This window comes from Deltaproteobacteria bacterium, assembly GCA_026388415.1.
Classification (GTDB): domain Bacteria; phylum Desulfobacterota; class Syntrophia; order Syntrophales; family JACQWR01; genus JAPLJV01.
On record JAPLJV010000004.1, the window covers coordinates 97,201 to 122,312 of the forward strand.

The 25,112-nt window shown below is 51.9% G+C and carries 26 protein-coding genes and 1 pseudogene; 13 read left to right on the forward strand and 14 right to left on the reverse strand.

The annotated features are described in order from the left end of the window. The first annotated feature begins 75 nt into the window (after positions 1–75). Positions 76–1,419 carry a M23 family metallopeptidase gene (locus tag NT140_00730; GenBank protein MCX5830417.1) on the forward strand — a complete coding sequence of 448 codons (1,344 nt, stop codon included), beginning with the start codon at positions 76–78 and terminating at the stop codon, positions 1,417–1,419. A 3-nt stretch (positions 1,420–1,422) separates the two neighbouring features. On the opposite strand, the gene rapZ is transcribed toward NT140_00730, so the two are convergent. The 14 genes from rapZ to NT140_00800 form a co-directional block, all read right to left on the reverse strand. Further along, positions 1,423–2,292, reverse strand: a complete 870-nt coding sequence (gene rapZ, locus NT140_00735; GenBank protein ID MCX5830418.1) for an RNase adapter RapZ — start codon at positions 2,290–2,292, stop codon at positions 1,423–1,425. After that, positions 2,289–3,194, reverse strand: coding sequence for a hypothetical protein (locus tag NT140_00740; GenBank protein ID MCX5830419.1), 906 nt, complete (start codon positions 3,192–3,194; stop codon positions 2,289–2,291). The genes rapZ and NT140_00740 overlap by 4 nt, the downstream gene beginning before the upstream one ends. Next, complete coding sequence (locus NT140_00745; protein MCX5830420.1) at positions 3,195–3,665, reverse strand: PTS sugar transporter subunit IIA; 471 nt, start codon at positions 3,663–3,665, stop codon at positions 3,195–3,197. Positions 3,666–3,682: 17 nt separating this feature from the next. Further along, complete coding sequence (raiA, locus tag NT140_00750; protein ID MCX5830421.1) at positions 3,683–4,222, reverse strand: ribosome-associated translation inhibitor RaiA; 540 nt, start codon at positions 4,220–4,222, stop codon at positions 3,683–3,685. A gap of 74 nt (positions 4,223–4,296) precedes the next feature. Continuing rightward, on the reverse strand, positions 4,297–5,763 hold the full coding sequence (gene rpoN, locus NT140_00755; protein MCX5830422.1) for an RNA polymerase factor sigma-54: 1,467 nt from the start codon (positions 5,761–5,763) through the stop codon (positions 4,297–4,299). 23 nt (positions 5,764–5,786) lie between these two features. Then, positions 5,787–6,509 carry an LPS export ABC transporter ATP-binding protein gene (gene lptB, locus NT140_00760; protein ID MCX5830423.1) on the reverse strand — a complete coding sequence of 241 codons (723 nt, stop codon included), beginning with the start codon at positions 6,507–6,509 and terminating at the stop codon, positions 5,787–5,789. A gap of 6 nt (positions 6,510–6,515) precedes the next feature. Next, a complete protein-coding gene (gene lptA / locus NT140_00765; GenBank protein ID MCX5830424.1) occupies positions 6,516–7,064 on the reverse strand; it encodes a lipopolysaccharide transport periplasmic protein LptA in 549 nt (182 codons plus the stop codon). 25 nt (positions 7,065–7,089) lie between these two features. Further along, positions 7,090–7,644, reverse strand: a complete 555-nt coding sequence (gene lptC / locus NT140_00770) for an LPS export ABC transporter periplasmic protein LptC (GenBank protein ID MCX5830425.1) — start codon at positions 7,642–7,644, stop codon at positions 7,090–7,092. Between the two features lie 66 nt (positions 7,645–7,710). After that, a complete protein-coding gene (locus NT140_00775) occupies positions 7,711–8,253 on the reverse strand; it encodes an HAD hydrolase family protein (protein ID MCX5830426.1) in 543 nt (180 codons plus the stop codon). 18 nt (positions 8,254–8,271) lie between these two features. After that, positions 8,272–9,111: a 3-deoxy-8-phosphooctulonate synthase gene (gene kdsA, locus NT140_00780; GenBank protein MCX5830427.1), complete on the reverse strand. Its 840-nt coding sequence runs from the start codon at positions 9,109–9,111 to the stop codon at positions 8,272–8,274. A 164-nt stretch (positions 9,112–9,275) separates the two neighbouring features. After that, entirely contained in the window at positions 9,276–11,270 is a 1,995-nt protein-coding gene (locus tag NT140_00785; protein MCX5830428.1) for a tetratricopeptide repeat protein, read from the reverse strand. A gap of 3 nt (positions 11,271–11,273) precedes the next feature. After that, the gene (gene xerD / locus NT140_00790) at positions 11,274–12,161 is read right to left on the reverse strand and encodes a site-specific tyrosine recombinase XerD (protein ID MCX5830429.1); all 888 of its coding nucleotides are present in this window, start codon (positions 12,159–12,161) and stop codon (positions 11,274–11,276) included. 10 nt (positions 12,162–12,171) lie between these two features. Beyond that, a complete protein-coding gene (locus tag NT140_00795; GenBank protein MCX5830430.1) occupies positions 12,172–14,997 on the reverse strand; it encodes an acyl-CoA dehydratase activase-related protein in 2,826 nt (941 codons plus the stop codon). 41 nt (positions 14,998–15,038) lie between these two features. Next, a complete protein-coding gene (locus NT140_00800) occupies positions 15,039–16,499 on the reverse strand; it encodes a hypothetical protein (GenBank protein MCX5830431.1) in 1,461 nt (486 codons plus the stop codon). Between the two features lie 297 nt (positions 16,500–16,796). Between NT140_00800 and NT140_00805 the strand changes: the two genes are divergently transcribed. The 12 genes and pseudogenes from NT140_00805 (at position 16,797) to NT140_00860 (ending at position 25,015) form a co-directional block, all read left to right on the forward strand. Beyond that, on the forward strand, positions 16,797–17,087 hold the full coding sequence (locus NT140_00805; GenBank protein ID MCX5830432.1) for a hypothetical protein: 291 nt from the start codon (positions 16,797–16,799) through the stop codon (positions 17,085–17,087). A 445-nt stretch (positions 17,088–17,532) separates the two neighbouring features. Next, complete coding sequence (locus NT140_00810) at positions 17,533–18,660, forward strand: ATP-binding protein (GenBank protein ID MCX5830433.1); 1,128 nt, start codon at positions 17,533–17,535, stop codon at positions 18,658–18,660. Between the two features lie 55 nt (positions 18,661–18,715). Then, positions 18,716–19,051, forward strand: a complete 336-nt coding sequence (locus NT140_00815; protein MCX5830434.1) for a type II toxin-antitoxin system RelE/ParE family toxin — start codon at positions 18,716–18,718, stop codon at positions 19,049–19,051. Positions 19,052–19,060: 9 nt separating this feature from the next. Continuing rightward, positions 19,061–19,342, forward strand: coding sequence for a helix-turn-helix domain-containing protein (locus NT140_00820; protein MCX5830435.1), 282 nt, complete (start codon positions 19,061–19,063; stop codon positions 19,340–19,342). A 169-nt stretch (positions 19,343–19,511) separates the two neighbouring features. After that, the gene (locus tag NT140_00825; GenBank protein MCX5830436.1) at positions 19,512–19,760 is read left to right on the forward strand and encodes a type II toxin-antitoxin system prevent-host-death family antitoxin; all 249 of its coding nucleotides are present in this window, start codon (positions 19,512–19,514) and stop codon (positions 19,758–19,760) included. Continuing rightward, on the forward strand, positions 19,757–20,143 hold the full coding sequence (locus tag NT140_00830; protein MCX5830437.1) for a type II toxin-antitoxin system VapC family toxin: 387 nt from the start codon (positions 19,757–19,759) through the stop codon (positions 20,141–20,143). The genes NT140_00825 and NT140_00830 overlap by 4 nt, the downstream gene beginning before the upstream one ends. A 142-nt stretch (positions 20,144–20,285) precedes the next feature. Beyond that, complete coding sequence (locus tag NT140_00835) at positions 20,286–20,543, forward strand: CopG family antitoxin (GenBank protein ID MCX5830438.1); 258 nt, start codon at positions 20,286–20,288, stop codon at positions 20,541–20,543. A 232-nt stretch (positions 20,544–20,775) separates the two neighbouring features. Next, a complete protein-coding gene (locus NT140_00840; protein ID MCX5830439.1) occupies positions 20,776–21,081 on the forward strand; it encodes a hypothetical protein in 306 nt (101 codons plus the stop codon). A 170-nt stretch (positions 21,082–21,251) separates the two neighbouring features. After that, positions 21,252–21,485: a CopG family transcriptional regulator gene (locus NT140_00845; protein MCX5830440.1), complete on the forward strand. Its 234-nt coding sequence runs from the start codon at positions 21,252–21,254 to the stop codon at positions 21,483–21,485. Then, positions 21,472–21,735: a type II toxin-antitoxin system RelE/ParE family toxin gene (locus NT140_00850; protein MCX5830441.1), complete on the forward strand. Its 264-nt coding sequence runs from the start codon at positions 21,472–21,474 to the stop codon at positions 21,733–21,735. Before NT140_00845 ends, NT140_00850 begins: the two co-directional genes overlap by 14 nt. An 806-nt stretch (positions 21,736–22,541) precedes the next feature. Beyond that, positions 22,542–22,658 (forward strand): annotated as a pseudogene (locus NT140_00855) (prepilin-type N-terminal cleavage/methylation domain-containing protein). A 419-nt stretch (positions 22,659–23,077) separates the two neighbouring features. Then, complete coding sequence (locus NT140_00860; protein ID MCX5830442.1) at positions 23,078–25,015, forward strand: O-antigen ligase family protein; 1,938 nt, start codon at positions 23,078–23,080, stop codon at positions 25,013–25,015. The last annotated feature ends 97 nt before the right edge of the window (positions 25,016–25,112 follow it).

A 25,112-nucleotide genomic window follows, 5' to 3' on the forward strand; every position in this document is an offset into this window, starting at 1 on the left:
TCAGCTCAAAAGATGTACAGGAATCTGGGGAATTAACTTGCATACACGTAAATATTTTATTATAAGTCTCTGCATATGAAAAACTTAAAAAAGTATCTCACGGCAATTGTATTGTCGGTAATGTTTCTGCTGGGTGCGGGCTGGTGGTTTTTTGCCACTTGGGGAGAAACAGAAAAGCCGCTGGCATTGTTAGGCGGGGACTTACGGACAATGGGCAGGCAAAAAACCATCAACATCACTTTTGCCGACCTTAATTCCGGGTTGCGCAATATCTCGGTCGCCATTATTCAGGATAACAAGTCCCATGTCCTGGCCGCGGAAGCCTTTCCGCATAAAGGCATAAAGCAGAAAAAACTTTCCCTGCCCGTGGTGGTATCGGACTTGAAACTCCACGGCGGCCAGGCAACACTGAGAGTAGTTGCCGTGGATTACTCCGTGTTTAAAAATGAAATCGCCATAGAAAGGCCCATATCTATTGATCTGATCCCCCCCCAGATATACCTGTTAACGTCCACCAACAACATTAACCCCGGCGGCTGCTGCCTAGTTGCCTTCCGCACCTCGGAACCAACCGTGACCAGCGGCGTACAGGTGAATAATAACTTTTCGTCGGCTTATCCGGCCACTTTTACCGGTAAGCCGGCCAATGTGGCCTATTTTGGTCTGCCGATGGTCGCCCGCGGAGAGGGGATAAACATCAGGATCGTCGCGCGTGACGCAGGCGAGAATGAAACCTCCATCACGCTGCCCACCCTCATCAGAATGAAAAAGTTCCGCAACGACAAGATGCAGTTGTCCGATAAGTTTCTCAATCAAAAGATGCCCGATTTTCAGCCCTTGCCGCCAGAGTTACAGGGGAAAAGTCCGCTGGAAATCTTTGGCTACGTAAATGGACAGCTACGCCTGGCCAACGAGACCACTCTGCGTGAACTTTGCCGGCAATCGGATCCCCGCCAGCTCTGGGAAGGAACCTTCCTCAGGATGAAGGATGCCTCCCCCATGGCCCAGTTCGGCGACAGGAGAACGTATATTTATGAGAAAAGGGTCATCGGGGAAAGTGTTCATCTGGGTGTAGATCTGGCTTCACTGGTGAATGCGCCTGTGGAAGCCAGCAATAACGGCATCGTCAAATATGCCGGCAACCTCGGCATTTATGGCAATGCAATTCTCGTTGATCATGGCCAGGGAATTTTCAGCATCTACGGCCATCTGTCGGTTATCAATGTGCAGGCCGGGCAGCGTCTCAAAAAAGGCGATGTCATGGGTAAAACAGGCGCCACCGGTCTGGCCGCCGGCGACCACCTGCACTTCGGTCTCCTCGTAGGCGGACAGTTTGTCAACCCGGTCGAATGGTGGGACCCGCACTGGATAAAGGACAATATCACTGATAAATTGGATGGGTTGGGAGTTAAGGGTTAAATTTTATAACTTCCCGATATCACGGTGGTTGATCGTCACCTGGTAATTTCTGTCTATGAAATATAAGCCCAGTTGGTTAGCCACGACTGCGGAACGGTGCTTGCCACCCGTGCAACCTAACGCTACATTGAATCTGACCTTCCCCTCCTTTTCATAAAGTGGCAGCAGAAACGCCATCAAGTCAATTAGTTTCTCCATAAACACTTTACTTCTCTCATCCTCCAGCACAAAGTCCCGTACATTTTGGTTGAGACCATCGTAATTCTTCAGATGTTCCACATAATAGGGGTTGGGAAGAAACCGGACATCAAGCACCATATCGGCGTCAACAGGTACACCGTAGCGAAAACCGAAAGAAGAAACATGCAGCACCAGCGCTTTCCCCTTTGCTGCGGAGGAAAGAAAGTGCCGTTGGACCGCATCTTTCAATTGATGGACATTGATGGAGGTGGTGTCAATGACCTGGGCCGCCATCTGTTTGAGTGGCGATAAGCTGTTTCTTTCCAATAAGATACCATCTAAAACGGACCCCCGGCCTGACAGCGGGTGCACCCGCCTGGTTTCACTGAAACGATTAATCAGGGCGTCGTCGCCGGCATCGAGAAAAATGATTTCAATGCCATAGCCATGATCTTTGAGCCGCTTGAATATTCTTTCATATTTTCCCAGAAAACTCTGCTGTCTCAGGTCCATCACCATCGCCACATTGGCTATGCCCTGAAACTCTTCGGCTTGCAGCTTGAGAAAACGCGGCAGCAGCACAACGGGTAGATTATCAACGCAAAAAAAGCCGATATCCTCCAGCGCCCGCAGTGCCGTACTTTTTCCGGAACCGGAAAGGCCCGTGATGATCACCACCCGCAATTCTTTCATGCTGCTCCCCCACTTATAATTCGGACGATACTTTCGAGCCGCCCGCCCCGATCATTTGCCCAGGGGATTCTGAAAAGAGGAAGCCTGACCCCCATGATTCTCCTGCCTGACCGTCCATCATACGGCGCAGGGACGAACGGCCGTGCGTCTCTACAAATCTCCGCAACCATGTCTACAGGTGTTTCATCAGCAATACAGGTAGCAGGCAGTAAGTCTTGTACCGGCAAAACACCAGTTCCTTTAATTTCCAGGAGATTTTTAACCAATGCCTGGCTGCTTCCATAGAGACGTCCGCCCTGGCGTTTTTCAATTTCCACGGCATCATCGGCAATCCATTTATGCCCCCGCCCGGCCAGTTCTAACGCCAGAGTCGTCTTTCCGGCGCCGCTAACCCCGGTGATCAAGACGCCCCGGCCGCAAACATTGACGAGCGCCCCTTGTACCGAAAGACGCCGGTGCAGCTTTTCGCGCAGCAAGCCGGAAAGACGGCTGGCTAAGAGATTTTCATCAAAGCGGGAACCGAAAATAAAAGTTGACGTCCGCTCGGCAAAGCGAACAAGAAAATCAGGCAGGTCGTCAACTCCGGATAGCGCCAGACAAGGAATGCCCGCTGCCACTAAATTATCAAAAAACTTGCGCCGCCTCTGCCACGATGCGTTATCAAGCCCGACAGCGACCTGCGGGGCCATGACCAGAATGGTACCCGGAACAATTTCCCTGACGGTCCCCGGCAAAACCTCCGGTGTAAAATGCTCATCAGTAAGGCCGCTTTCGCCCTGAACACGGTTCACCCTTTTTGTCAGACCGGCGAACCCGGCCCGGCTCGTTATACCGAGCCGGGCTTTACTCCCGGCCAGCAGGTATTTTAACGTTAAGGTTTCCATCACAAAAATAATGGTCAATCAGGTCAGACTGATCAGGTTATCCTGTTCCACCAGCAAATTAAATAATTCAGCGGCAGATTTGGCTTCCATGAGGTTCTTTCTCAAGACGTTATCCTTCAGCAGTCGCGATATTCTGGCCAAAACCTTCAAATGTTGACCGGCGGAATTCTCGGGCACCATCAGCAGAAAAAAAAGATGTGCCGGTTTACCATCCAGGGCATTAAAATCAACACCCTGGTGACTTCTGCCGATGGCAATCCTCAAGTCATCGAGACCGCCGATCTTGCCGTGCGGTATGGCGATGCCGTCTCCGATGCCCGTGCTACCCAGTCTTTCCCTGTCCATTAGCACCTTAACCATATTGCCCCGGTCATCAGTGCTGCCGGCAGGCATCAGAACCGCCGCCAGTTCCGCCAGAACCGCTTCTTTGGTCGCCGCCTGCAATTCTTCAATAATGAATTCGCGCTTTAAGAACGTCGTTATCTTCATGAAGATCCCCTCTGATTTCAACCAGTCGTCTCTATCAGGGCAAACTTCCCATCTTCTTGACGATACAGGACGTTGATATTCTCTGTTGTCGAATCCCGATAAACGACAAACCGATTTTTTGCCGTTTCCAGCTCCATGACCGCATCATCCATGGACATGGGCTTCAAAACGAGACTTCGCACCGACACAACCTCAATACCCGACGAATCTTCCAGATCCTCGGCCGCAGTTCCACCCCCCGCAGCCCCATCCTCACGCATTGAATTGTTCTTGTGTTCCCTGATTTTCTCCTTGTGTTTTTTCAACTGCCTCTCAATCTTGACAACCGCATTGTCAATGGCCAGATGCATGTCTTTTTCTTCTTCCTTGGCATTGATATTCAGGCCATTGGCCGCCAGATTGATTTCAGCCACATTCCTGAACTTCTCGACGGAAAGAATGACCCGGGCTTCTACAGCGTTGTCCACATATTTCTTCAATTTTTGCAGTTTCTCGTCAACATATCCCTTCTGCCATGATTCACCCTCTGCATTCCTGAATGTAACAGAAACTATCATGATTAATCCTCCTGTTGTTATTTCCAGCCGCTTGGCCGGTGCATAGATAAAGACTTAATATTCACTCGGAACTGTTAAAAATATTTTTTCCGCCGCGAGGAAGGCAGAATACGCATCATCTCTCTGTATTTGGCCACGGTGCGCCGCGCAATTCTTACCCCGGCCTCATTATTAAGACGCTTGACTATTTCCTTGTCGCTGAAGGGATGGAGGGCGCTTTCGTCGGCAATGATCTTTTTGATGGCATCCTTGACACTCTTGGAGGCAATGGCATCGCCGTCCGTCTTCTGGATGCTGCTGCTGAAAAAGTACTTTAATTCAAAGACGCCGCGCGGTGTATGCATGTACTTATTGGTAACCACCCGGCTGATCGTTGACTCATGCATCTCCACATCATCCGCGATGTCCCTCAGCACCAGTGGCTTTAAATACTTGATGCCACCATCAAAAAAATCCCTCTGATGCCTGACAATACCTTCCGCCACCTTAAAAATCGTCTTCTGACGCTGCTGGATGCTTTTTATCAACCAACTGGCAGCCTGCACCCTTTCCCGCATATATTTTTTGTTGCTTTCGCCCGTGCTCTTATCGTCCCTGCCGGTCATCATTTCCCGGTAGTAATTACTGATCCGCAACCTGGGCAGGCCATCATCATTGAGAACTATCTTGTATTCGTCCCCCACCTTAAAAATATAAACATCCGGGATGATGCTTTGCGCCCTTTCTTCCGTATAAATACTGCCCGGCTTGGGATCCATATGGGTAATCGTCACTACCGCCGCTATTACATCGTTTAAAGAAACCTTCAGTTTTTTGGCGATATGACGGTAATCCTTTTTTTCGAGATCGTGCAGGTGTTCCTGAATAATTGCCAATACCAGTTCCTGGGACACCCCCAACATTTTACCCTGGATTAAAAGACATTCTTTCAGGTCACGCGCGGCGACGCCGGGAGGGTCAAACTCCTGCACCCGGCGCAGGACATTCTCCAATAACCCGATTTCCATTTTTTCCTGCAGGGCCAACTCCTCCAGGCTGGCCCTTAAATAACCATCCTGATCAATGTTGCCGATAATCTGCTCGCCCGCCATCATTTCCTGTTTCGTGCAACGGGAAAGCTTGAGTTGCCACATCAGGTGATCCATCAGGGACGGCTTGGCGCTCTGCAAATTATCCATGGTGGGAGCTTCGCCATCCCGGCGTTCGTAAATCTGGCTGGTTGGCCGATAGTCTTCCAGGTAGTTGTTCCAGTCAAACTCTTCTTTACCGTCGCCTTCCCCCGTAAGTTCCTCGGTCCGATCCACGTGCTTGAGATCGTCACTATCGAGCACGACCGCCTCATCTCCGGCTACCTCGCTTTCCGAGCCGACATAATCATCGGGGGGAGTCTCTTCCAGGAGCGGATTTTCTTCGAGCTCCTGATTGACGACGTCCATCATCTCCAGCCGGGAAAGCTGGAGAAGCTTAATCGCTTGCTGGAGCTGCGGCGTCATGATCAGTTGTTGGGAAAGTTTAAGGTTTTGTCTAAGTTCGAAGGCCATTTTTCCTGTATTTCTAAAGTTTTTTAAAGACTGAAACCTTCACCAAAATAAATTTTTCTGGCCTGCTCCGACCCGGCGATCTCTACCGGCGTCCCCGTCACCAGAACATTGCCTTCGTTTACGATATAGGCCCGGTCGCACACGGAAAGCGTCTCCCGGACATTATGATCGGAGATCAGCACGCCGATGCCCCTGGCTTTGAGTTTCCCGATAATCTTCTGAATATCCGCCACGGCTAAGGGATCAATGCCGGCGAAGGGCTCATCGAGCAGCATATACTTGGGCGATGTTACAAGCGCCCTCGTAATTTCCACGCGGCGCCTTTCACCTCCCGAAAGCGAATGGGCCTGATTCCGGGCCAGAGCAGTAATATCCAGCTCCCTTAATAACTCACCGAGACGCTGTTTTCTCTCTTCCGCACCGATCTTCAGCGTTTCCAGTATGGCCATGATGTTTTCTTCCACCGTCATGTTTCTGAAGATGGAGGCTTCCTGCGGCAGATAATTCAAACCCTTTCTGGCCCGGATATAGATGGCGCAGTCTGTTATGTCTTCCCCGTCCAACAAAATATGGCCGTCATCCGGCCTAGTCAGACCGACAATCATATAGAAAGTGGTGGTTTTGCCGGCCCCGTTTGGTCCCAAAAGACCGACCACCTCACCGGGATTTATCTCCAGCGAGATGCTGTTGACGACCTTCCGGCCGCCGTAAATTTTCATCAACCCGGATGTGGACAGTTTTCTCATTATGGATTACTTCTTCTCCACCGGATATATCGTCGCCTTCACCCTTTTATTCTCGGCAGCTTCGACCACACCTCTGTTTTCATTGAGGAAAACCTCTATCTTGTCGCCGCGCAAAATATTGTTCCCCTGTTGCATCACCGCGCTCCCGGTCATCACAATCTTTTGGGATTCCTGGTAATAAACGGCCTGATCTCCCGTCACCAACCTGTCGCCCTGGCTGACAGAGACATGACCCCTGGCCTCTATTTTTTCCAGGTCTCCGGTCTTCCCAACGTCACGCAAGCCCTCCCGACCGGGATCCCGTTCCTCCTTTTTGTAATAAAGAAAGATTTTATCCGCCTTTATGACCCTGTCACCCTGGGTAGCAACGGCATTGCCGGAAAATAGCACCACCTTTTTCGCATCATAAGCCTCCAGGCGGTCGGCGCTGATCTCTATGGGATGGCTATCGGCCGGTGATTTCCTGGCGAGCTCGGCCCCCTGGGCAACAGGAGCGGCACAGGGAACGAATAATCCCCAGCCGATAAACAACAAACACAATAGCCGACCTTTCATTTACCCCCCATTTACCTGGTTCTGGCTACTTAACCCGGGCCCGGACCCTGGAGAACAGCACGATATCCTTATTCGGCAGGGAAAGAGACATACCCACCCCGCGGATCTGCAGGCGCGGGGTTTCCATCAAGACCGCCGCGTCAGTATGCAACCGCTGCCCGGCAGCGGAATATTGCAGGTCATCGGTAGCAAAACGCTCGCCACTCACGGAAGTAACGCTTACATTACCGGATATTTTCATATCCCTGGTCGCGGTGTCCAATTGCCCCTTTTCTGCTGCCAACACCATCACCTTGCCATCCGGAAAAAAGAGTTTCACCTCCACCTGGTCAAAGTAGGCCAGATTTTGCTTCCTCAGATAACTGGCTTTTTTCGCTCTGATCTCCCACTTGTTGCCATCACCTCCCACTTCCCGGTAAAGAACATTTTTCACCTCGAGGTCGGCCCGATCAGACATGATTTTCAGCATGGTTGTCGGTGAGAGCGGGGAAAATTTGTCAAAGAAGATTATCAATACCGCCACTAAAACTAGCACCCCGCCAAGGACGGCTATTATTAAAGTTCTTTTCTGGAACCTCATGATTTTTTATATCACCCACCGCCCAATATGTAAAGATTAAACGTATTTCCGATTGATTTGAGTATGTTATATTAACTCATACCTCGCGGCCACCTCCGGCCACTTCCCTTGCGCCTTCAGGATAATCTCGCAAATCTCCCGTACTGCCCCTCGCCCACCCTTTTGCTCCGTGACGTAATCAACCACATTTTTCAGATCAGCGGACGCATCGGCCACGGTAGCGGAAAACCCGACCCTTCTCAGGACTGGCACATCCACCACATCGTCCCCCACAAAAGCCGTTGCCGCCGGCGAAATATTTTTTTTCCGGAGAATCTCCTCAAATACGGTAAGCTTATTGAAAACGCCCTGGTAGATCTCTTTGATGCCAAGGTCCAGGGCGCGATGGCTCACCACCTGGGAAGTCCGGCCCGTCAAAAGGACCACTTCCACCCCATATCTCATCAACATTATCAATCCGTGTCCGTCACGAACATTAAAATGCTTTGTTTCCCGACCGGCATCATCAATAATTATTTCCCCGTCGGTAAGAACTCCATCCACATCAAGGATCAAGACCCGGACAGGCTTAATCTTCTCCTGCAATGCCTCAGTTATCATTTCTCTCATATACACCTCTTGGATTGTTTAGACGGTCAGCGCGCCCGGCCCCTGTTTCACCAGCCCGTCAATCGCTTTCAGGATGGCCAGAAGGTCCGAAAGGGTTGAGAGGTATAAAGAATTGGGACCATCGCAAAGGGCGCGCTCCGGATCGGGATGGACCTCCAGAAAAATGCCGTCCACCCCGGCCGCCACCGCCGCCCGGCATAAATAGAGCGCCATTTCCCTCTGACCGCCGGAAGCAGTCCCGGCGCCGCCCGGCAGTTGCACGCTGTGCGTGCCGTCAAAGATTACGGGATGCCCCATGCCCCTGAGGATGGGTAGAGAACGGAAATCCACGACCAGATTATTATAGCCGAACGAGGCGCCCCTTTCCGTAACCATGATATTGCTGTTGCCGGCCGCTTCCGCCTTCTTGATGATATTGCCCGCATCCCAGGGAGCCAGGAATTGTCCCTTCTTGATGTTAATAATTTGGGCCTGCCGCGCAATCTCGGCTACAAAATCCGTCTGCCGGCAGAGAAAAGCCGGAACCTGCACCACGTCGAGAACGGCGCAGGCAGCCTCAATTTCTTCAAAGCGATGCACATCGGAAAGGACAGGTATCTGCAATTCCTTTTTGATATTCGCCAATATCGCAAGGCCTTCCTTGCAACCCGGCCCGCGGAAAGATGCGAAGGACGTCCGGTTCGCCTTGTCATAGGAGGCTTTAAATATGAAAGGTATGGCCAGCGCCTGGGTCAGGTTTTTTAAATACAGGGCAATTTCCATTGTTTGCCGCTCGTCCTCAATAACGCAAGGGCCTGCAATCAGCACAAAGGGCGCCCCGCCGCCGATAATAAAATCATTTAATAATATCTGTTTCATTTTTCCCTCATCACCGATGATCTATCATCATTGTTAGACCTTTGCACAACTCCCTTATTCGTCATTCCGGTGAAAACCGGAATCCAGGAAGTGGCTGATAATACTGGATACCGGCCTTCGCCGGTATGACATAGTTGCTGGTTTTATGTAGTTGTGCAAAGGTCTCATTCTTTATACTTTTTTTCCAGCATCCTGATCCGCATCTGCGGGATCTTGGTCCTGGCCTTGGTCGCCTCGGGATTTAATTCATAGGCCTTGACATAGGACCGGTAGGCCTCGGCGTACATTTCCTTGCTTTCATAGGCAACGCCTAAATTCAGATGAGACGCATCGTCTTCCGGATCGTAACGGACGGCTAATTTATAGTGTTCTATCTCTTTATCCACATCGCCTTTCAGGGCATAAACATAACCGCTGCCGGCATAGGCGGCAGCATTCTTGGGATCAAGCTCCGTTATTTTCTTGTATTGTTTGAGGGCGCTGTCGTATTGTTTTTCCTTCAGATAGTATTCCGCCAGGATGTTCAGCACCGGCGCCGTGGGGTGGAGCGCCGCGTATTTTTCGTATCCCCGGATGGCCTCTTTCGTCCGGCCCAACTGCTCATAGGCATAGGCCAGGTTATACAGTAATTGCGGTTCCTTGGCGCCGTTTTTTATCGCCTTTTCATAATTTTCCACCGCCTGCTGATACTTGTTCAGCTCACCATAGGCAAAACCGAGATTCGCATAGCCGGCGGCCCTTTTGGGGGCAATCTTGACAATCCTTTCGTAGCGTTTGATGGCCTGCGCAAATCTTTTCGCCCGCAGGTCCATGTCCGCCAACCTTTGCAGGGTGTCCAGATCATCGGGCTTCAGGGTCAATACTTTCTGATACTCCGCCGCCGCTTCCGGCTCTTTTTTCCCTTTCTCATAAGCCGTCGCCAGATTGAAGTGAACGACCGGATCGTTGGGGGCCAAAGTCAGCGATTTCCGGTAATTTTCCACTTCTTCCTTCCAGAGCCCTTTCCCTCCGTAAGCCAGGCCCAGATTTGCCCACAGTGCGGCATTGCGGGGCTGCTTGCCGACTACCTGCGTATACCATTTAATGGCCTCGTCGTAATTACCCGTCCGGAGCGCCGCTCCGGCCAGGGCGGCCATGGCATGATGGGCGGTGGGCGCCTTCGCGAGGACTACTTTGTATTGCTCAATGGCGGCCGCCAGCCGGTCCGTTTTTTCGTAGGCCTCTCCCAGCTTGAAGCGTCCCAGGGGATTGTCGGGATTCAATTGCAGTGACTCCTTGTAATTGGCAATCGCTTTTTCCCACTGTCCCAGCCCGCTGTAGGCCAGGGCAATATCCATAAAGGTCGCGGCATCCCTGGGGCTGAACCTTAATATCTGCCGGCCCGTTTCTACCACTTGTTGATAATCCTTGGTCGTCATATAACACTTGGACAACTCCACCAGGACATTAAGATCATTCGGGACGATCGAAAGGGCGCGGCGATATTGGACAATGGCATCCTCCGGCAATCCCGCCCTTGCATAAACCCCGGCCAGCATCTTGACGACGTTGGCATCCTTGTCGTTCATCGCAATCGCCCGCTTCAGGTACTCGATCTGCAACTGGCGATTATCCGTGCTGCGGGCATAGCGCAGCCAGTCCTGGGGCAGGACGTTGACGTTAAGCGGCAAGGCGGCAATCTCTTTACCCCGGTATATGACCACGATCCGGTATTTTTCCGCGCCCCCTCTTCCGGCCGCATCCTTTTCTTTTTGCACGATGTGATCTATCAGCTCAATGCCCCGGAGCAACACCCCATAATCGTTGCCGGTCCCCATGCCTTCCACGTCAACGGCAATGCCGCGGCCAAAGAAGGCATCGGAGGAAACGCCCTTGATGACAAATTCGTCCTTATAGGAAAGTTCCAGGGAATCGCCGGGTTTTAATGTCAATTCCTGGCCGTTTTTTTCCATATTCAGGTAATAGAAGTGCGGCGGCTCACCCAGAAACAGGAACGAAAAACTGCCGGCAACCCGCTTGGCGCCTGAAAGAAAAGGCGAAAATTTCTCCGGGAAAAAAGCAATGCCTGCTCCGATTAATGCGCCGATCAGGGCCGCAACTGGCAAAACCAGCCAAATTTTCCGGCTTCGTGCTGCCCCCGGACTATATTGTATCTTCATAGCTTATCCCCTGGGATGGTAGCGGCGGTGAATTTCTTTTAAGCCCTCACGGGTAATATGGGTGTAGATCTGGGTGGTGGAAATATCGGCATGACCCAGCATCATCTGCACGGAACGTAAATCAGCGCCGCCCGCCAGCAGATGGGAGGCAAAAGAATGACGGAAGGTGTGCGGATGCACTTTATTTTGCAGCCCCGCCTGGGCGGCATACTTCTTCACAAGCTTCCAGAAGCCCTGCCGCGAAAATTTATTCCCCGATTTATTCAAAAAAAGCGTCTCGCTGGGACGTCCTTTCAAATATAACGGCCTGACCTCTTGAACATAACCGTGCAGACAGTCGTAAGCCACTTTGCCGATGGGCACAATCCGCTCCTTGTTCCCCTTGCCCATCGTCAACAGGTAACCTACCTGCCAGTTGATGCTGCCCATCGTCAGGGAAATCAACTCGGAAACCCGTAGCCCAGTGGCATAGAGCAGCTCCAGCATCGCCTGGTCGCGCCGGGCTGGTTTCGTTGCTCCGCCGGGCTGGCTTAAGATCGCATTCATTTCCTCCCGGCTGACAGCATCGGGCAGACGCAGGCCGACCTTAGCCAATTCAATATTCGCCAGCGGGTTATGATCGGTCATCTTTTCTGCCAGAATAAATTTATGAAACCCCCGGATGGCGGCAAGCGCCCTGTTCAGGGAATTAGCAGTCAGACCCCCTCGTCTCCGAGCCGTCAGGTAGGCTATCACCTGCTCAGGGGTAATGTCGCCGACAGTCTTTATTCCGTTTTGTTCCATGAAGGCGGCATAACTATGCAGATCCCGACTGTAGGCGTCCAGCGTGTTAGCAGCAGCGCCCTTCTCCACCGTCAGAAAATTAAGATATTGATCGAGCAAGTCGTACATAGCCCACCTCTCACCTTTCACCCTTCATCGCCTCATGGAGTCGCGCCGCCTGCGACAGGAAAACCTCCATCTTCGCCGTGATTACCTGGGGGAAAGGATTGCCGTCGCTTTCAATAGCCAGGAATGGAAGTTCGGAGATATTGGCGATTTCCTGCCGCCGCGCCCCGTTACCGTCTCCGGCGGACAACTGCCATCCGCGACCCATCGCCTTCGACAAGATAGCTTCCGACAAGCGATTGGGCATGCAACCGAAGGGACCGATGGCAATGACGCCGCAGTAATGACGCGGCACTTCATAAATCGCACTGCCTACGGTCAGGATGGCTTCACCCGTCAGTTGGGGACTGATCAAATCACGGGCGCTGGCGATCAGGTTGGGTATGTCATCATAGCGGCAGGGCATCAAACCGGAGCCGGCCGCAATCTTTTTATAGGCCCTCTCGTAGTTTCTCATCCACAGGGATCGCAAAAGGAGCCCCGGCCGCTCATGTAAAGCCGGCCGGCAGCCGGCCAAATTCTTGTTAAAGCAATAATCGGTGTAGTAAATCCATTCCATAACCCCGGCTGTTTTCACGGCCAATCCGTGCTCCGCAAGCTTTTCCACGAGGGATTGCCGCGACAGGTCGTCATGACGGACGAATATCTCCCCGGTAAGCAGAACGGCAGGCACCGTTGACCAGGGCTTTATTCCCTTGATAGTCTTGAGTTTTTTCACCTCTTCCGCAAGAATATGCTTTATATTTTTAAAATCCGGTGCGTCTGCCAAGACCACCGTGATCTTCTCCCAGGCCTCGCCGTAAATGCGGAGGGCGGCTTGTTTATCCGCCGCATTGACGATAAGCAGGGAATAAATGTCCTGGAAGATATCGGCCAGAATCGTGCCCGACCAGAGCTTCAAACTGAAGTCCTGGCCGCCAAAATCCCGATAGCTGTTTTCCGCCTGCAGGGAAAAAAGGGCCACATCCGGGATGCCTAATTTTTCCATCATATGACGGATAAAGAAGGAATATTGACCGAAACGGCAGGGTCCGGAGGCCGTGGGCATAAAATACAAGAGCAGATCGCCATTTTTCCCCTCCGCCTGCACATACTGGAGAAGACCACCCAGAGTGAGCAGGAGGGGCAGGCATTCTTTACAGCTCGTGTTGCCGCGTCCGAGTTTCAGCGTCTCTTCATCCGCCGGCGGCAGGGCCGTAGCCCGGATGCCGACGCTGCGGAAAACGGCGGCCAAGGTCTGGTTGCCCAGCTTGCCCATGGAGGGGATCAGGACATTGATGCGGGGGTCACGCAGATCGTGTTCCAGTCCCCGGGAGTCAATATAAACCTGCCGCCGCTGGTCGAAATGAGCCGGTACGAAAGTCGTAGCCGGACGGGTTGCCAAATTTTTCCCCTGGCGGTCCAGCCCCCGGTAATTCCTGATTATGTCCAGAAAGGCATCAATCCGCGTCTCCAGACCCGCATCGGCGACGTGGCTGTCTAACTCCAGGATCAGGAACGGCTTCTTGCCCATGGCATGACGGAAATACTCGACCAGGAAAGAATCCGGTCCGCAGGAAAAATTGCTGATATAACAGGGAAATAGCTGCGGGTGCCGGGCAATAAATTGCGAGCTTTTGAGGATCGTCTGACCCGCCGCCCAGTACATCTCCTCCGGGGCCGTCGCGCCGGCCAGTGGGAGGAAGGCAAAGGGCAGGACCGCTACTCCCCGGGAGGCAATTTTTAGCGGAATCCCCATGTTGGCCTCGGAGACAAAGGCGTTATAGGATCTCCCGACGATAACGATGGCATGGCGATCCGGATCATTTTCCAGTTCCTGCAGGACATTCCGGCAATGCGCTTTCATTTCTGCCGTTATCCCGTCCTGAACGCCCTGCGCTTCCTGAAAAGCCGCCAGCGCTTTTTTGCGCCCCACTCCCATCTTCCTTGCCATGCCCACCATGACTGCCGCCGCCTGCTTTTGACCCAGGGAAAAATCCAGAACGGGCTTCAGCACCCTGCCCTGCTCCTGCAAGGAAGTCAGCAGCGCGTTATCTTTAAATGCCGTGGACAGATAATATGGTTCTCCCTGAGAGAAGGGACAAGTGACGCCCGCCCGGCCGTCGTCATCGCCGCTTAGTCCCTTCAAATGGGGAATAAAAAGGTAGTCCGGCTTACGGTTTAACAGATTCAGGAAGAAACCATGCGCTATTTCGGCAGGATAGCAAAAGGCCGCGCCCTTGTAATCAATGCCGTCCGTTTCCAGGGCCTCCGGAAGCTTGACGCGAAATCCCAACCGCTGGAAAAAATGGCGATAGAGAGGATAAAAGGTGTTGACATGAAAAGATTTGTTGATGCCGACCGTGGGCGCTGCCGGTCCGCCTTCCGTCTCCCCAAGCGCCGCGGGATGATCGGGGAAAATGAGTTTTTCATATTTTTTGACGAGGTCAAATTTTTCCGTATCCACCAGAATGTGGGAACGGGCATTGTACCAACGGTTGCAGGCGCCACCGAAAGGATAGGTCTTACCTTCGATCCGGACCCTCGTAATCTCGCATTTGCGGTCGCAACCGCTTTTGCCGCCGTGACAGTTGAACGGTTCGTGATGTTCGAAAGTCCTGGCCTTCAGAATCGCCAGCGAAAATTGCTTTTCCGCCAGCATGCCGATATTCAGACGTTGTTTAACCTCCAGAGCGACGCCGAAGGCACCCACCAAACCCGGTTCGGGCGGTACAATAATGCGTTTTCCCGTCAGGGCCGCCATCGCCAGGGGCACGGCCCGATTATAGCAGACCCCCCCCTGCATGAAGACCTTGCTCCCCACCGGCCGATTCCCCTTGACGCGGTTGTTGTAGTTCATGCAGATGGAATAAACCAGACCCGCCAGGATATCTTCTTTCGTTAAACCATCTGGAAGGCATGCTTGATATCGCTGCTGATGAAGGCCGCACATTGATCACTAAAGTTGGGCGGTCGCTCTCCTTGCAGGGCCAGCGGACCGATCACCTCCATCTCCACGCCCATGGTTTCCCGGGCCACTTCCTCGAGGAAAGAGCCGGTACCGGCGCTGCAGGCATCGTTCATGGCGTAATCCGACGGCACCCCTTGATATATGTATGTATATTTCGCGTCCTGGCCGCCGATCTCAAAAATGGTATCCACCGCGGCATCAAAGAAAAGCGCCCCTGTGGCATGGGCGATGATCTCGTTAATGACGCCCTCCGTCATGGCGTAGAGCCCGGCTATCTGACGGCCCGAACCGGTCACCCCCACCCCGGCGATGACGATCCGATCCGCCAGTCCGCCCAGTTGCTCATAAAGAGAAGTGAAACAGGCGCGCGAGGCCTCCACGGGATTGCCGTTCGTCCGCAAATAAACGGATTTCAGTATCTTGTCATCGGATATTCTCACGAGGACGGCTTTTGTAGTCGTTGATCCGACATCCAACCCCAGCAGGCAACGGTCGCCGGCGCAGACGCTGCCTCTTTCCAGGGTCTTGAATTCCACTAACTCCTCATAATTACGCAAGGGCGCCAGGCAGGAAAAGGTATGCCCGATCTCTTTAAATGCCTGCCGGCTTTCGGGAAAGGGCAGCGTTTCATGTTCCAGGGCCCAGACGGCGGCGCCCAGGGCTTCGAAATAGGAAGCCTCTTCCGGAACAACCAAATCTGCTATTCTACCGCGCAGATAATCAATGACGACCTGGTTCCGGGTCAGGCCGCCGATGATCATGATTCTCTCACTGCCCGGGATCTGGCGGACGACCTCCAGGATCTTGCCGGCGATCATCTCGCATAAGCCGGCGACGATCCGCCCTTTGGGAATACCCTTGTTCATGGCATGGGTGCAATCGCTTTTACAAAAAACACTGCAACGTCCCGATACCCGGTACGGTTTTTCCTGCTGCGCAAAAGGGACGGCCTCTTCCAGCGACAGGCCGATACGGCGCAACTGCTGCACAAAAAATTCACCCGTTCCGGAGGCGCATTTGTTCCCGGTTTTAACGGCGCATATCCTCCCATCCTTGCCCAGCACATAAACCAGAAAATTTTCCCCGCCAGCACTAATCACGGCATCAATACCGCGTCCGCGTCCGTTCAGATGGTAAAGGGCCGCCTCGACCGCCTCCGGCTCCGAAATGGTAGAAAAATTCACCGCCTGGCGCAGCTTTCTACCCGTCACGGCAACCTTGAGGCGCTCATACCAAGGCAAATCAGCGAGTACATCCAAGAGAGCGGCACGCGGATCACCGTTGTGGAGCCGGGCTATAAGGGGACGGGCAGTAATCCGGCCCGTATCTGATATCACGGCTTCCACAACCGACAAGGTGGAGGCGCCGATGCAAATACCAAGGCTCTTCATGGTGCTTTCACCTTAATTCCGAGCAGAAATGATATGTAATTACCGATGACCACTTTATTGAATCAATCCCCCCAAATAAGTCCCGTGGTATTTTTCATAAGTATCAATCGTGGTGAGCATACTACAAACTGGGCAGGAAGGCGAATATTTTTAAACTTTTCCCGAGCCGGGATCATAATTCACTGTTGAATTTGCTTGAGAGAAGGGTGGTATAGTGATATCCTCACCCCGGTCTGGAGAAGCAAACTCTTCGCGATGCGATAAACAAAAAACATTAGTTTACGGGGGGTGCGGTCTATGAAAATGTTTTTGATTGTCTATTCCCGCGAGGCGGATGAAGACATCCTGGCCGCCTTCAAAAGCTCCGGGATCACGGGATACACCAAAATGCAGGAAGTTTGCGGTGAGGGCAAGGAGACAGAGCCCAAGCTCGGAACCCATATCTGGCCGGGCATGAATAATATCCTGTTTCTGGTCATGGAAGATGGTGCAGTGCCGCCGGCCAGAAACCTTCTCAAAAAACTGAAACTGGAACATCCCCGGGCGGGAATAAAGGCTTTTCTCATCCCCCTGGATGACTGCGTCTGACATATCGGGAGACCTTTGAAAATCTCCCCTAACCCCTCTTTGACAAAGAGGGGAATAATAATGTCACTCCTTTGCTAAAGAGGGGAATCATACTTTCCCCCTTTAGCAAAGGGGGAGTAAGGGGGATTTGATGCGCAAAAGTCCACAGCTTGGTCTCCCTTGGGTGGTTCAGGCTTGCAGCCCCAGAAAGAGCTTTCAATCTCCTTGAGCCAATTGCAAAACTCGTCACACCGGTGCTCTGTTAAGTTTTCGCTTGATGGGGAAAAACCGGCGTCCAGCGCGCTTGTAACACATTTAAATTTCTGGATTCCGGCCTCCGCCGGAATGACCTGCGGGGCTCTGGCTGGTTCAATCTTGCAGATTGAACCAAAACATTAACAAAAAACACGCATGACCTTGCGGAAAAGTCTTGACTATCGCGCAAAGCGTTGCTAAATAGTCGCCCATGAAGCGTTATCTCTACGATCCTATCAAAACGGACTTGCCCCGAAAAATGGTCATCCTGACGGGGCCCCGGCAGATCGGGAAAACCTGGCTCGCCAAGGAACTCATGGCCGAATTCCAGCGCCCCCAGTATCTGAATTATGACCATGTAGATGATGCCCGGATCATCCGCGCCAACTCCTGGCCGCTCAATGCCGACATGCTTGTCCTGGATGAAATCCACAAGATGAACGGATGGAAGATGTTCATGAAAGGCATTTATGACACCCGTCCCGAAAATCAGGCCATCATGATAACCGGCAGTGCCCGGCTGGATACGTTCCGGCAGGTCGGCGAATCCTTGGCCGGCCGTTATTTCCATTTTCGTCTGCATCCGATCTCCATGAGGGAACTGCAAGGGCAACTGACGCCCGACGAAGCGCTGGCGCAACTGAATCGTCTGGGTGGATTTCCGGAGCCGTTCCTGTCCGGCTCCGAGACCGAGGCGGCGCGCTGGCGGAATCAGTATTATACCGATCTGATCCGGGAGGATATCCTTGAATTCGGCCGGCTCCAGGAAATTCGCGCCATGCGTCTGCTGCTGGAATTGCTAAGATCGAGGGTCGGATCACCAATCTCCTACACATCGCTCGCCGGCGACCTGCAAATTGCGCCTAATACGGTGCGCCGCTATCTCGACATTCTGGAGAGTCTGTGCATCATCTTCACCGTGCGCCCCTTTCACACCAATGTGGCGCGGGCCATTTTGCGGGAGCCGAAAATCTATTTTTACGACAGCGGCTTCGTGCTGGGCGACGAAGGGGTGCGGCTGGAAAACACCTGCGCGGTCTGCCTGCTGAAACATGTCCACTACCGGCAGGATCTGGCGGGGGAAGATACAGCCCTGCACTACCTCAGAACTAAGGACAGCAAAGAGATAGACTTTGTCTTGACGAAGGAAGGAAAGGCGACGCACCTGATCGAGGTGAAGCTGTCGGATGATTCACTCTCGCCGGCCCTGCGCCTGTTCGCCAGGAAGACGCCGGATGCCGCGGCATGCCAATTGGTCCAGAACCTGAGGCGGGAACACCAGCAGGACGGCATCTCGATCCTTTCGGCCGGTAAATGGCTCGCCGACCTGTCCGCATGAAACCTTCAGGGACAAAGGACTTGCATGAACGTATCTTTTTTGATACGATATACCCATGAGTGGACCTATCCTATCAGTAAAGTTCTTCCATACAGAAGCTGGCAATGAGCCGGTAAGGTATTTCCTGCGGGATTTACCACCGGAAGATCGCAAGATTATTGGCACAGATATCAAAGAGGTTCAGTTTGGCTGGCCGCTGGGTATGCCGCTGGTACGCAAGATGGAAAAGGACTTATGGGAGGTTCGCAGCCATCTTGAAAGACGAATTTCTCGAGTGCTATTTACTGTGGTTGGCGGCCAAATGATCTTGCTTCATGCCTTTATCAAGAAGTCGCAGGGTACGCCACAGCCGGATTTAGAGATAGCAAGGGCCCGTAAGAATCAGTTGTAGGAGGTGGTTATGAGTAATGAGCATATTGGCAGTGATTTTGATGACTTCCTGAAGGAAGAGGGCATTCGGGAAGAGGTGACCGCAGCCGCTATCAAGCGCGTTATTGCGTGGCAATTGGCAGAAGCCATGAAGAGGATGCACATAACCAAAACTGAAATGGCAGCTCGTATGCGTACGAGCCGCGCTGTTGTAAATCGCTTGCTGGATGAAGATGATACCAGCATTACCCTGGCAACTCTGTCGCGGGCGAGTTTGGCCGTAGGCATCCCACTGAAGATTGAGCTTCAATAATTTCGCCAGGGCTGGTTCACTCTTGCAGATTGAACCAAAACATTAACAATTGGTTCAGGCTGCAAGCCTGAACTAGCAAAGAGCTTTTCTATTTCTTTGGAATTTTTCTTGACAACCCCTGATTGTGTACGTAAACTAAGTCCATTGAACCTAACCTATGAGGTGTTCCATGCAAACCATAAATATCCACGAAGCCAAGACACACCTTTCACGTCTGGTTGATGAGGCCGCCAAAGGCAATGTTTTTATCATTGCCAAGGCAGGAAAGCCGATGGTCAAGGTTATGCCGTTAGCCGCAGCGGAGTTGAAAGGGGCTGAAAAACTGGGGTTCATGTCGGGCGAGATTTTGGTACCCGACGACTTCGATTCTTTAGCGGCAGCGGAGATTATTCAACTTTTTGAAGGAAAGCCCTCGTGAAACTGCTGCTCGATACGCACATTGTCCTGTGGGCTGCCGGCCAGCCCGAAAAGCTCTCTGAATCAGCCCGCATCCTTTTGACGACGCCCGGGAACGTTTTATTTTTCAGCGCGGCCAGTATCTGGGAGATAGTGATCAAACGGGGCCTGGGGCGTGAGGATTTCAAGGTGGATCCACAGCGCTTGCGAAAGATGCTCATCGTGCATGGATACACGGAGCTGCCGGTAACCGCGGAGCATGCCTTGTCGGTAGAGGCGTTGCCCTTGCTTCATAAAGACCCCTTCGACCGCCTGCTCCTGGCTCAGGCCCGCACGGAAGGGATGCTTTTGCTCACGGTTGATGCTCTCGTTATTCAATATCAAGAATCCGTTATAGCTGTTTGAATACCAGCTCATCCTGAGCCTCACCCCCCCGGGCGGGACGCTTCCTGCTCGTGGTGCTGATCATTGCCAACCGAAAAACGAGAATCATTACGGCCAGGGACATGACCGACAGGGAGAAAAAATTTTATCGGAGAAAAAAGCGATGAAGACTCCAAAATTTGAAAATCTTAAAGACGAACGGGAATTCTGGGATAAGCAAGATTCGACGGATTATCTGGATGATTTCGAGGAAGCAGAAAATATAGTTTTCGCCCGTGCCAGAAAGGACGTTCTCTCTCTACGGTTGGAACCAAAAATTTCCAATAAGTTAAAAGAGGTTGCCCATCTGGCAGGACTGCGGCCAACTACGTTTGCCCGGATGCTCATCATTAAAGGTCTCAGAGAGAAACTTGGCGCCTGAAAATTGTTAATACCCAGAAAGTCGGCCGCCCTGAGTGCCGGAATTCCGGTCAAAGGTATCCTGGAGAAGTCCACAACGGAAGGCGATCAGGTCGGATAGAAGGTGTAAAATTATCATTGACTTATAACACGCCATTTTCTATTCTGGCTATCATGGAAAAAGAAGAACGGTGCGAGGCAGCGGTGTCTTGGGAATGCGCCTTTGACTTCGAAAGAATGAGAGGAGGAAAGTTATGCAAACTGAGGAAATTTTACACAGAATAGCAAAACCTTTTATATTGTCGGGTATATATAAAGATGAAACAACGGCCTTAACTGATTTGACATTGGATTATGTCCGACGCAAAATTGAGCAATATGATAATATTATTATCATGTTGAAAAAAAAGCATGGCTGTGGTTTCGACCAATTTACAGAAAAGATAAAAAATAATACATCCGATGAAACAGAGGATGACTGGATAGAGTGGAAGGGCGCCAATGAGATGCGGCAAGCCTGGAGCAATGCTAACAAAATGATCATCTGCAATGAATCATAATTCCCCCCTTTAGCAAAGGGGGGGTAAGGGGGATTTGATGCGCATTTTAAGTCCACAACGGAAGGTCATCAGGACGGATAGATGGTGCAAAATAGAAGACCCCAATTTGCGGTTTCCTGTCTTGACGTTTTGGTGTTAATATGCTACGTCCTGACCCGGAGGTAAGAAACATGAGTGAACCCGCCAAGCGTTCCACAATATATCTGGATCCACCCCTGCATCAGGCACTGCGCATCAAGGCAATTCATACCCAGCGTACCATGTCTGATCTCGTGAACGAGGCCGTTCGTTTTACTCTACAGGAAGACCAGGAAGACCTTGCAGCGTTCCATGATCGCATGATTGAACCGAACCTCTCCTACGAAGAGCTGCTGAACGACCTTCAGACACATGGAAAATTATAAGCTGGCTTTCAAGAAATCGGTTACGAAAGATCTGCTTCCACTTCCCAAGAGAGAAGTTGCCAAGATTCTGAAATGCATTGAATCACTGGCAAAGCAACCGCGTCCGCAGGGCTGCGAGAAACTGTCCGGCCAGGAACGTTATCGCGTCCGTCAAGGCGTTTACCGCATCCTTTACGAAATTCAAGATGATTTGCTGTTGGTCACGGTCGTAAAAGTCGGACATCGAAGTAATGTCTATCGCTCATCCTGAGCCTGTCGAAGGATGGAAAAGCTACAATATTTGTAGATGCAACACCAAAATATGGATATATTTTCAGAATGGAGGGCCGAGCGGAGGGTGGATGAAGGGTGATTTGCAGGCTGCCTCAAATAAAAATATAAAAAAGAGCGGTAATTAAATAAGCACCAATTAGCCCCCTCCCCCCTGCGGGGGAGGGTTAGGGTGGAGGGGATGTTGCCATGAAATCCGAACGTTGAGACCTTTGAAAATCTCCCCTAACCCCTCTTTGACAAAGAGGGGAATAATAAAATCCCCCTTTAGTAAAGGGGGATACAGGGGGATTTGGCATATTGCCAGAAGAAATTCAAAGGTCTCACGTTGCATGCTCCACACCCGCCCCCTGCCCCCCGCCCGTCACCAAAAGTAGGTGCTTTAAGCAAGGGTGGGGGAACGTATCGGGAAGGGTTAGGCAATTGCCTCGTAATCGTCCATTTGAGACCTTTGCACAACTCCCTTATTCGTCATTCCGGTGAACACCGGAATCCAGAAAGTGGCTGATAATACTGGATACCGGCCTTCGCCGGTATGACATAATTGCTGGTTTTATGTAGTTGTGCAAAGGTCACAATTTGCCTAACTGTCTTTTTTATTGACACCGGCCCATTATTTTGCTTTACTCTGGCACGCTGTGTGCTTTAAGAACGGCACATAAGAATTAAAATCCATGAAAGGGGGGTGAAAATTCGCGTCGGTTTGAACCTGGAAAACGGAAAAGCACCGGTAAGAAAATCCATTAATCATAATTCTAAGGAGGAGCAAAAATGTTGACAAAGAAATTGAGAAATCAGAAAGGTTTTACGTTGATTGAAATCATCGCGGTCCTCGTCATCCTTGGCATTCTGGCGGCGGTGGCCGTTCCCAAGTATATGGACCTGTCGGACAATGCAAAGCTCAAGGCGATGGACGGAGCGCTGGCAGCAGGAGCGACCAATGTTTATATGCAGTACTCAAGGGATTTGCTCAGTGATGCCACTTTTGCAGCATTGGGATCGACCGCGCAAGTAACTAAGTTACAACAAGACTTGGTTGCTGCAGGCACGGCTGTGAATAACGTAGGCGACTTTTCAGTATCTTATGCAGTAGATACTCTTACTGGTTGTGGTGGGGCAATAAAGGTAACCATGACGGGTGGACCTCCTGTGATCGGCGGCGCCTACACGGGTATAAGTACCTATTATGGCGGTACAGCTCCAAGTAAGACTTTTTGTATTGTTAATTAGTTGGTTCTAAGCGGTAAATATCCGGGCGGGGAAGCTGAGGGTTGACTGATGTTTCCCCGCCCTCTTTTTAATACCTGAGGACATCCTGCCTCATGCCCAGTATATACCCTTCCAAACAGGCAGCCGTCCCGGCGTTCTTCCTGGTTTCAGCACTACTGCTTTCTTTTTTCTTCAACGGGCAGAAATTTTACGCTTTTCTGGGGACGCAGACTTGCCTGATTCTGGCCCTGGCCGGCGCTCTCTGGTTTGCCTACGAGGGCAAGGAAGAAATCAAAGTCTCAGCGGTAACCTTTCTGATGCTGGTCTTGGCCCTGTGGCTGTTCATCTCCACACTGTGGTCCCGGATCCCGTATCTGAGCATCATCACCGCCTGGTGGCTGGCGGTAGCCGCCCTGGCCTGCGGAATTTTTCTCCTGACGCCTCGGAAGGGATTCCTCTATGCCGCCCTGCTGGGGGCGGCCTTCGTGTCCGGCGGGCTTCAGGGTCTTTTGGCCCTTTACCAGTTCTTTGTCCTGGAGACCCTTCCCAACGGTCTTTTTCTCTACAAGAACCTGCTGGGATCTTTTTTGGTTCTGCTGGTTTTTCTCCTGTGCGGCCTTTTTTTCATCCTGCCCGAAGAAAAAAAAAGTATCCGTTACCTGCTCCTTACGTTCCTTTTTTTTCTGACCTTTGTCGTGGACATTATTCAGAGCCGCGGGGTTTTTCTTAGTCTATTCCTTTCGATGCTGCTGTTTTTTGCCATTGCCCGTTATCTGAAAGCCAACCGCCGCACCCTCGTAACGCTTTTGGTGACGCTTGTGCTGGCCTTTGTCTGTGCGGAACTGGTGAGCCTGTCTGCAACCCTGACCGGGCTGAGCCAGCGGGTGATGAGCCTGGAAAATCCCTTTGCGGCTGGCAAGGACCGGTTTCTCATCTGGCAGGGATGCCTGGAGATGATTCGGGATTATCCGTGGTGGGGGACGGGCCTGGGAACCTACTGGCTCCTGTGGCCGCCCTACCGCTCACCGCTCGACACCAGCGGCGGATATTACGCCCACAACGATTATCTGCAGTTCTGGATTGAAGGGGGCATCCCCTTGCTGATCATTTTGTTGGGGCTCATGTCCGTCATAGCCGTCGCGTTTTACCGGACGATGAACGCGAAAGAACTGCCCCAGGCAAACAAAATTGAGGCATTGTCTCTGTTTGCCGGCCTTATGGCCCTGGCGATCCATACTGTTACTGATTTTAATTTTTACAATATGCCCACCATGATCCTGGCGGGGGTGATGCTGGGCAGGCTGGACATGCTGAGCGCCACGAGAAAATGGCGGCTCGTTCTTCCTGAGTGCCTGAGGGTACGGACTGGCGTGTACAGGACATGCCTCATGCTGGCGAGTTTCACTCTGCTGTCCTTTTTCCTCTGCATGGGTTTATCCTATTATTATTGTGAGCAGGGCAACGAACTGTTTGCAAAAATGAACCATGCCGGTGCAGCACGCAGCTACGACCTTGCCGGCAAACTCTGGAGTTCCTACGATAAACCGCTGTATTCCCGTGCCTATCTGCTGGGAAGTGTGATGAAGCCGGCGGGTAATGATGCGGGTAACAGCGAAACGCGTCGAGAAATTTACGTTCAGGCGAGGGAGTATTTGAAGCGGGCGGAAAAATTGAACCCCTACCAGCCCAGGACCTACCTGACCCGCGCACTGCTGGAGGAATCCATGGGCGCCGAGATGAATGTGATTGCGGGCGTCTTTGAGAAGGCCCTGCAGGTGGATCCTCTGTTTTTAAAAGGCCGGACCGAGTATGGACGCTACCTGGCCCAGTCCGGGCAGAGCCGGAAGGCGCTGGCCATCCTGGAAGCAGGGATGGTTTACTATTATCACCCCGGAAATCCGGAACTGATTCCCTACTACCAGTTGACGTCCATTCTGCGGCGGCAGAGCGGTTATTTATACGGGGCAGCGGAGTTGGATGAAAAAATTGCAGTCATCAAGGAAGAAAGTCGGAAAGCCCGTGCGGCTAAAAAGCGCGACTGGCTGTTTTGAAAGGGAATTGGGACATAATCGGGGACGGGCTCACATTTCCTCTGCCGGTTCAGGCTTGCAGCTTGAACCATTTGTTAATGTTTAGGTTCAATCTTCA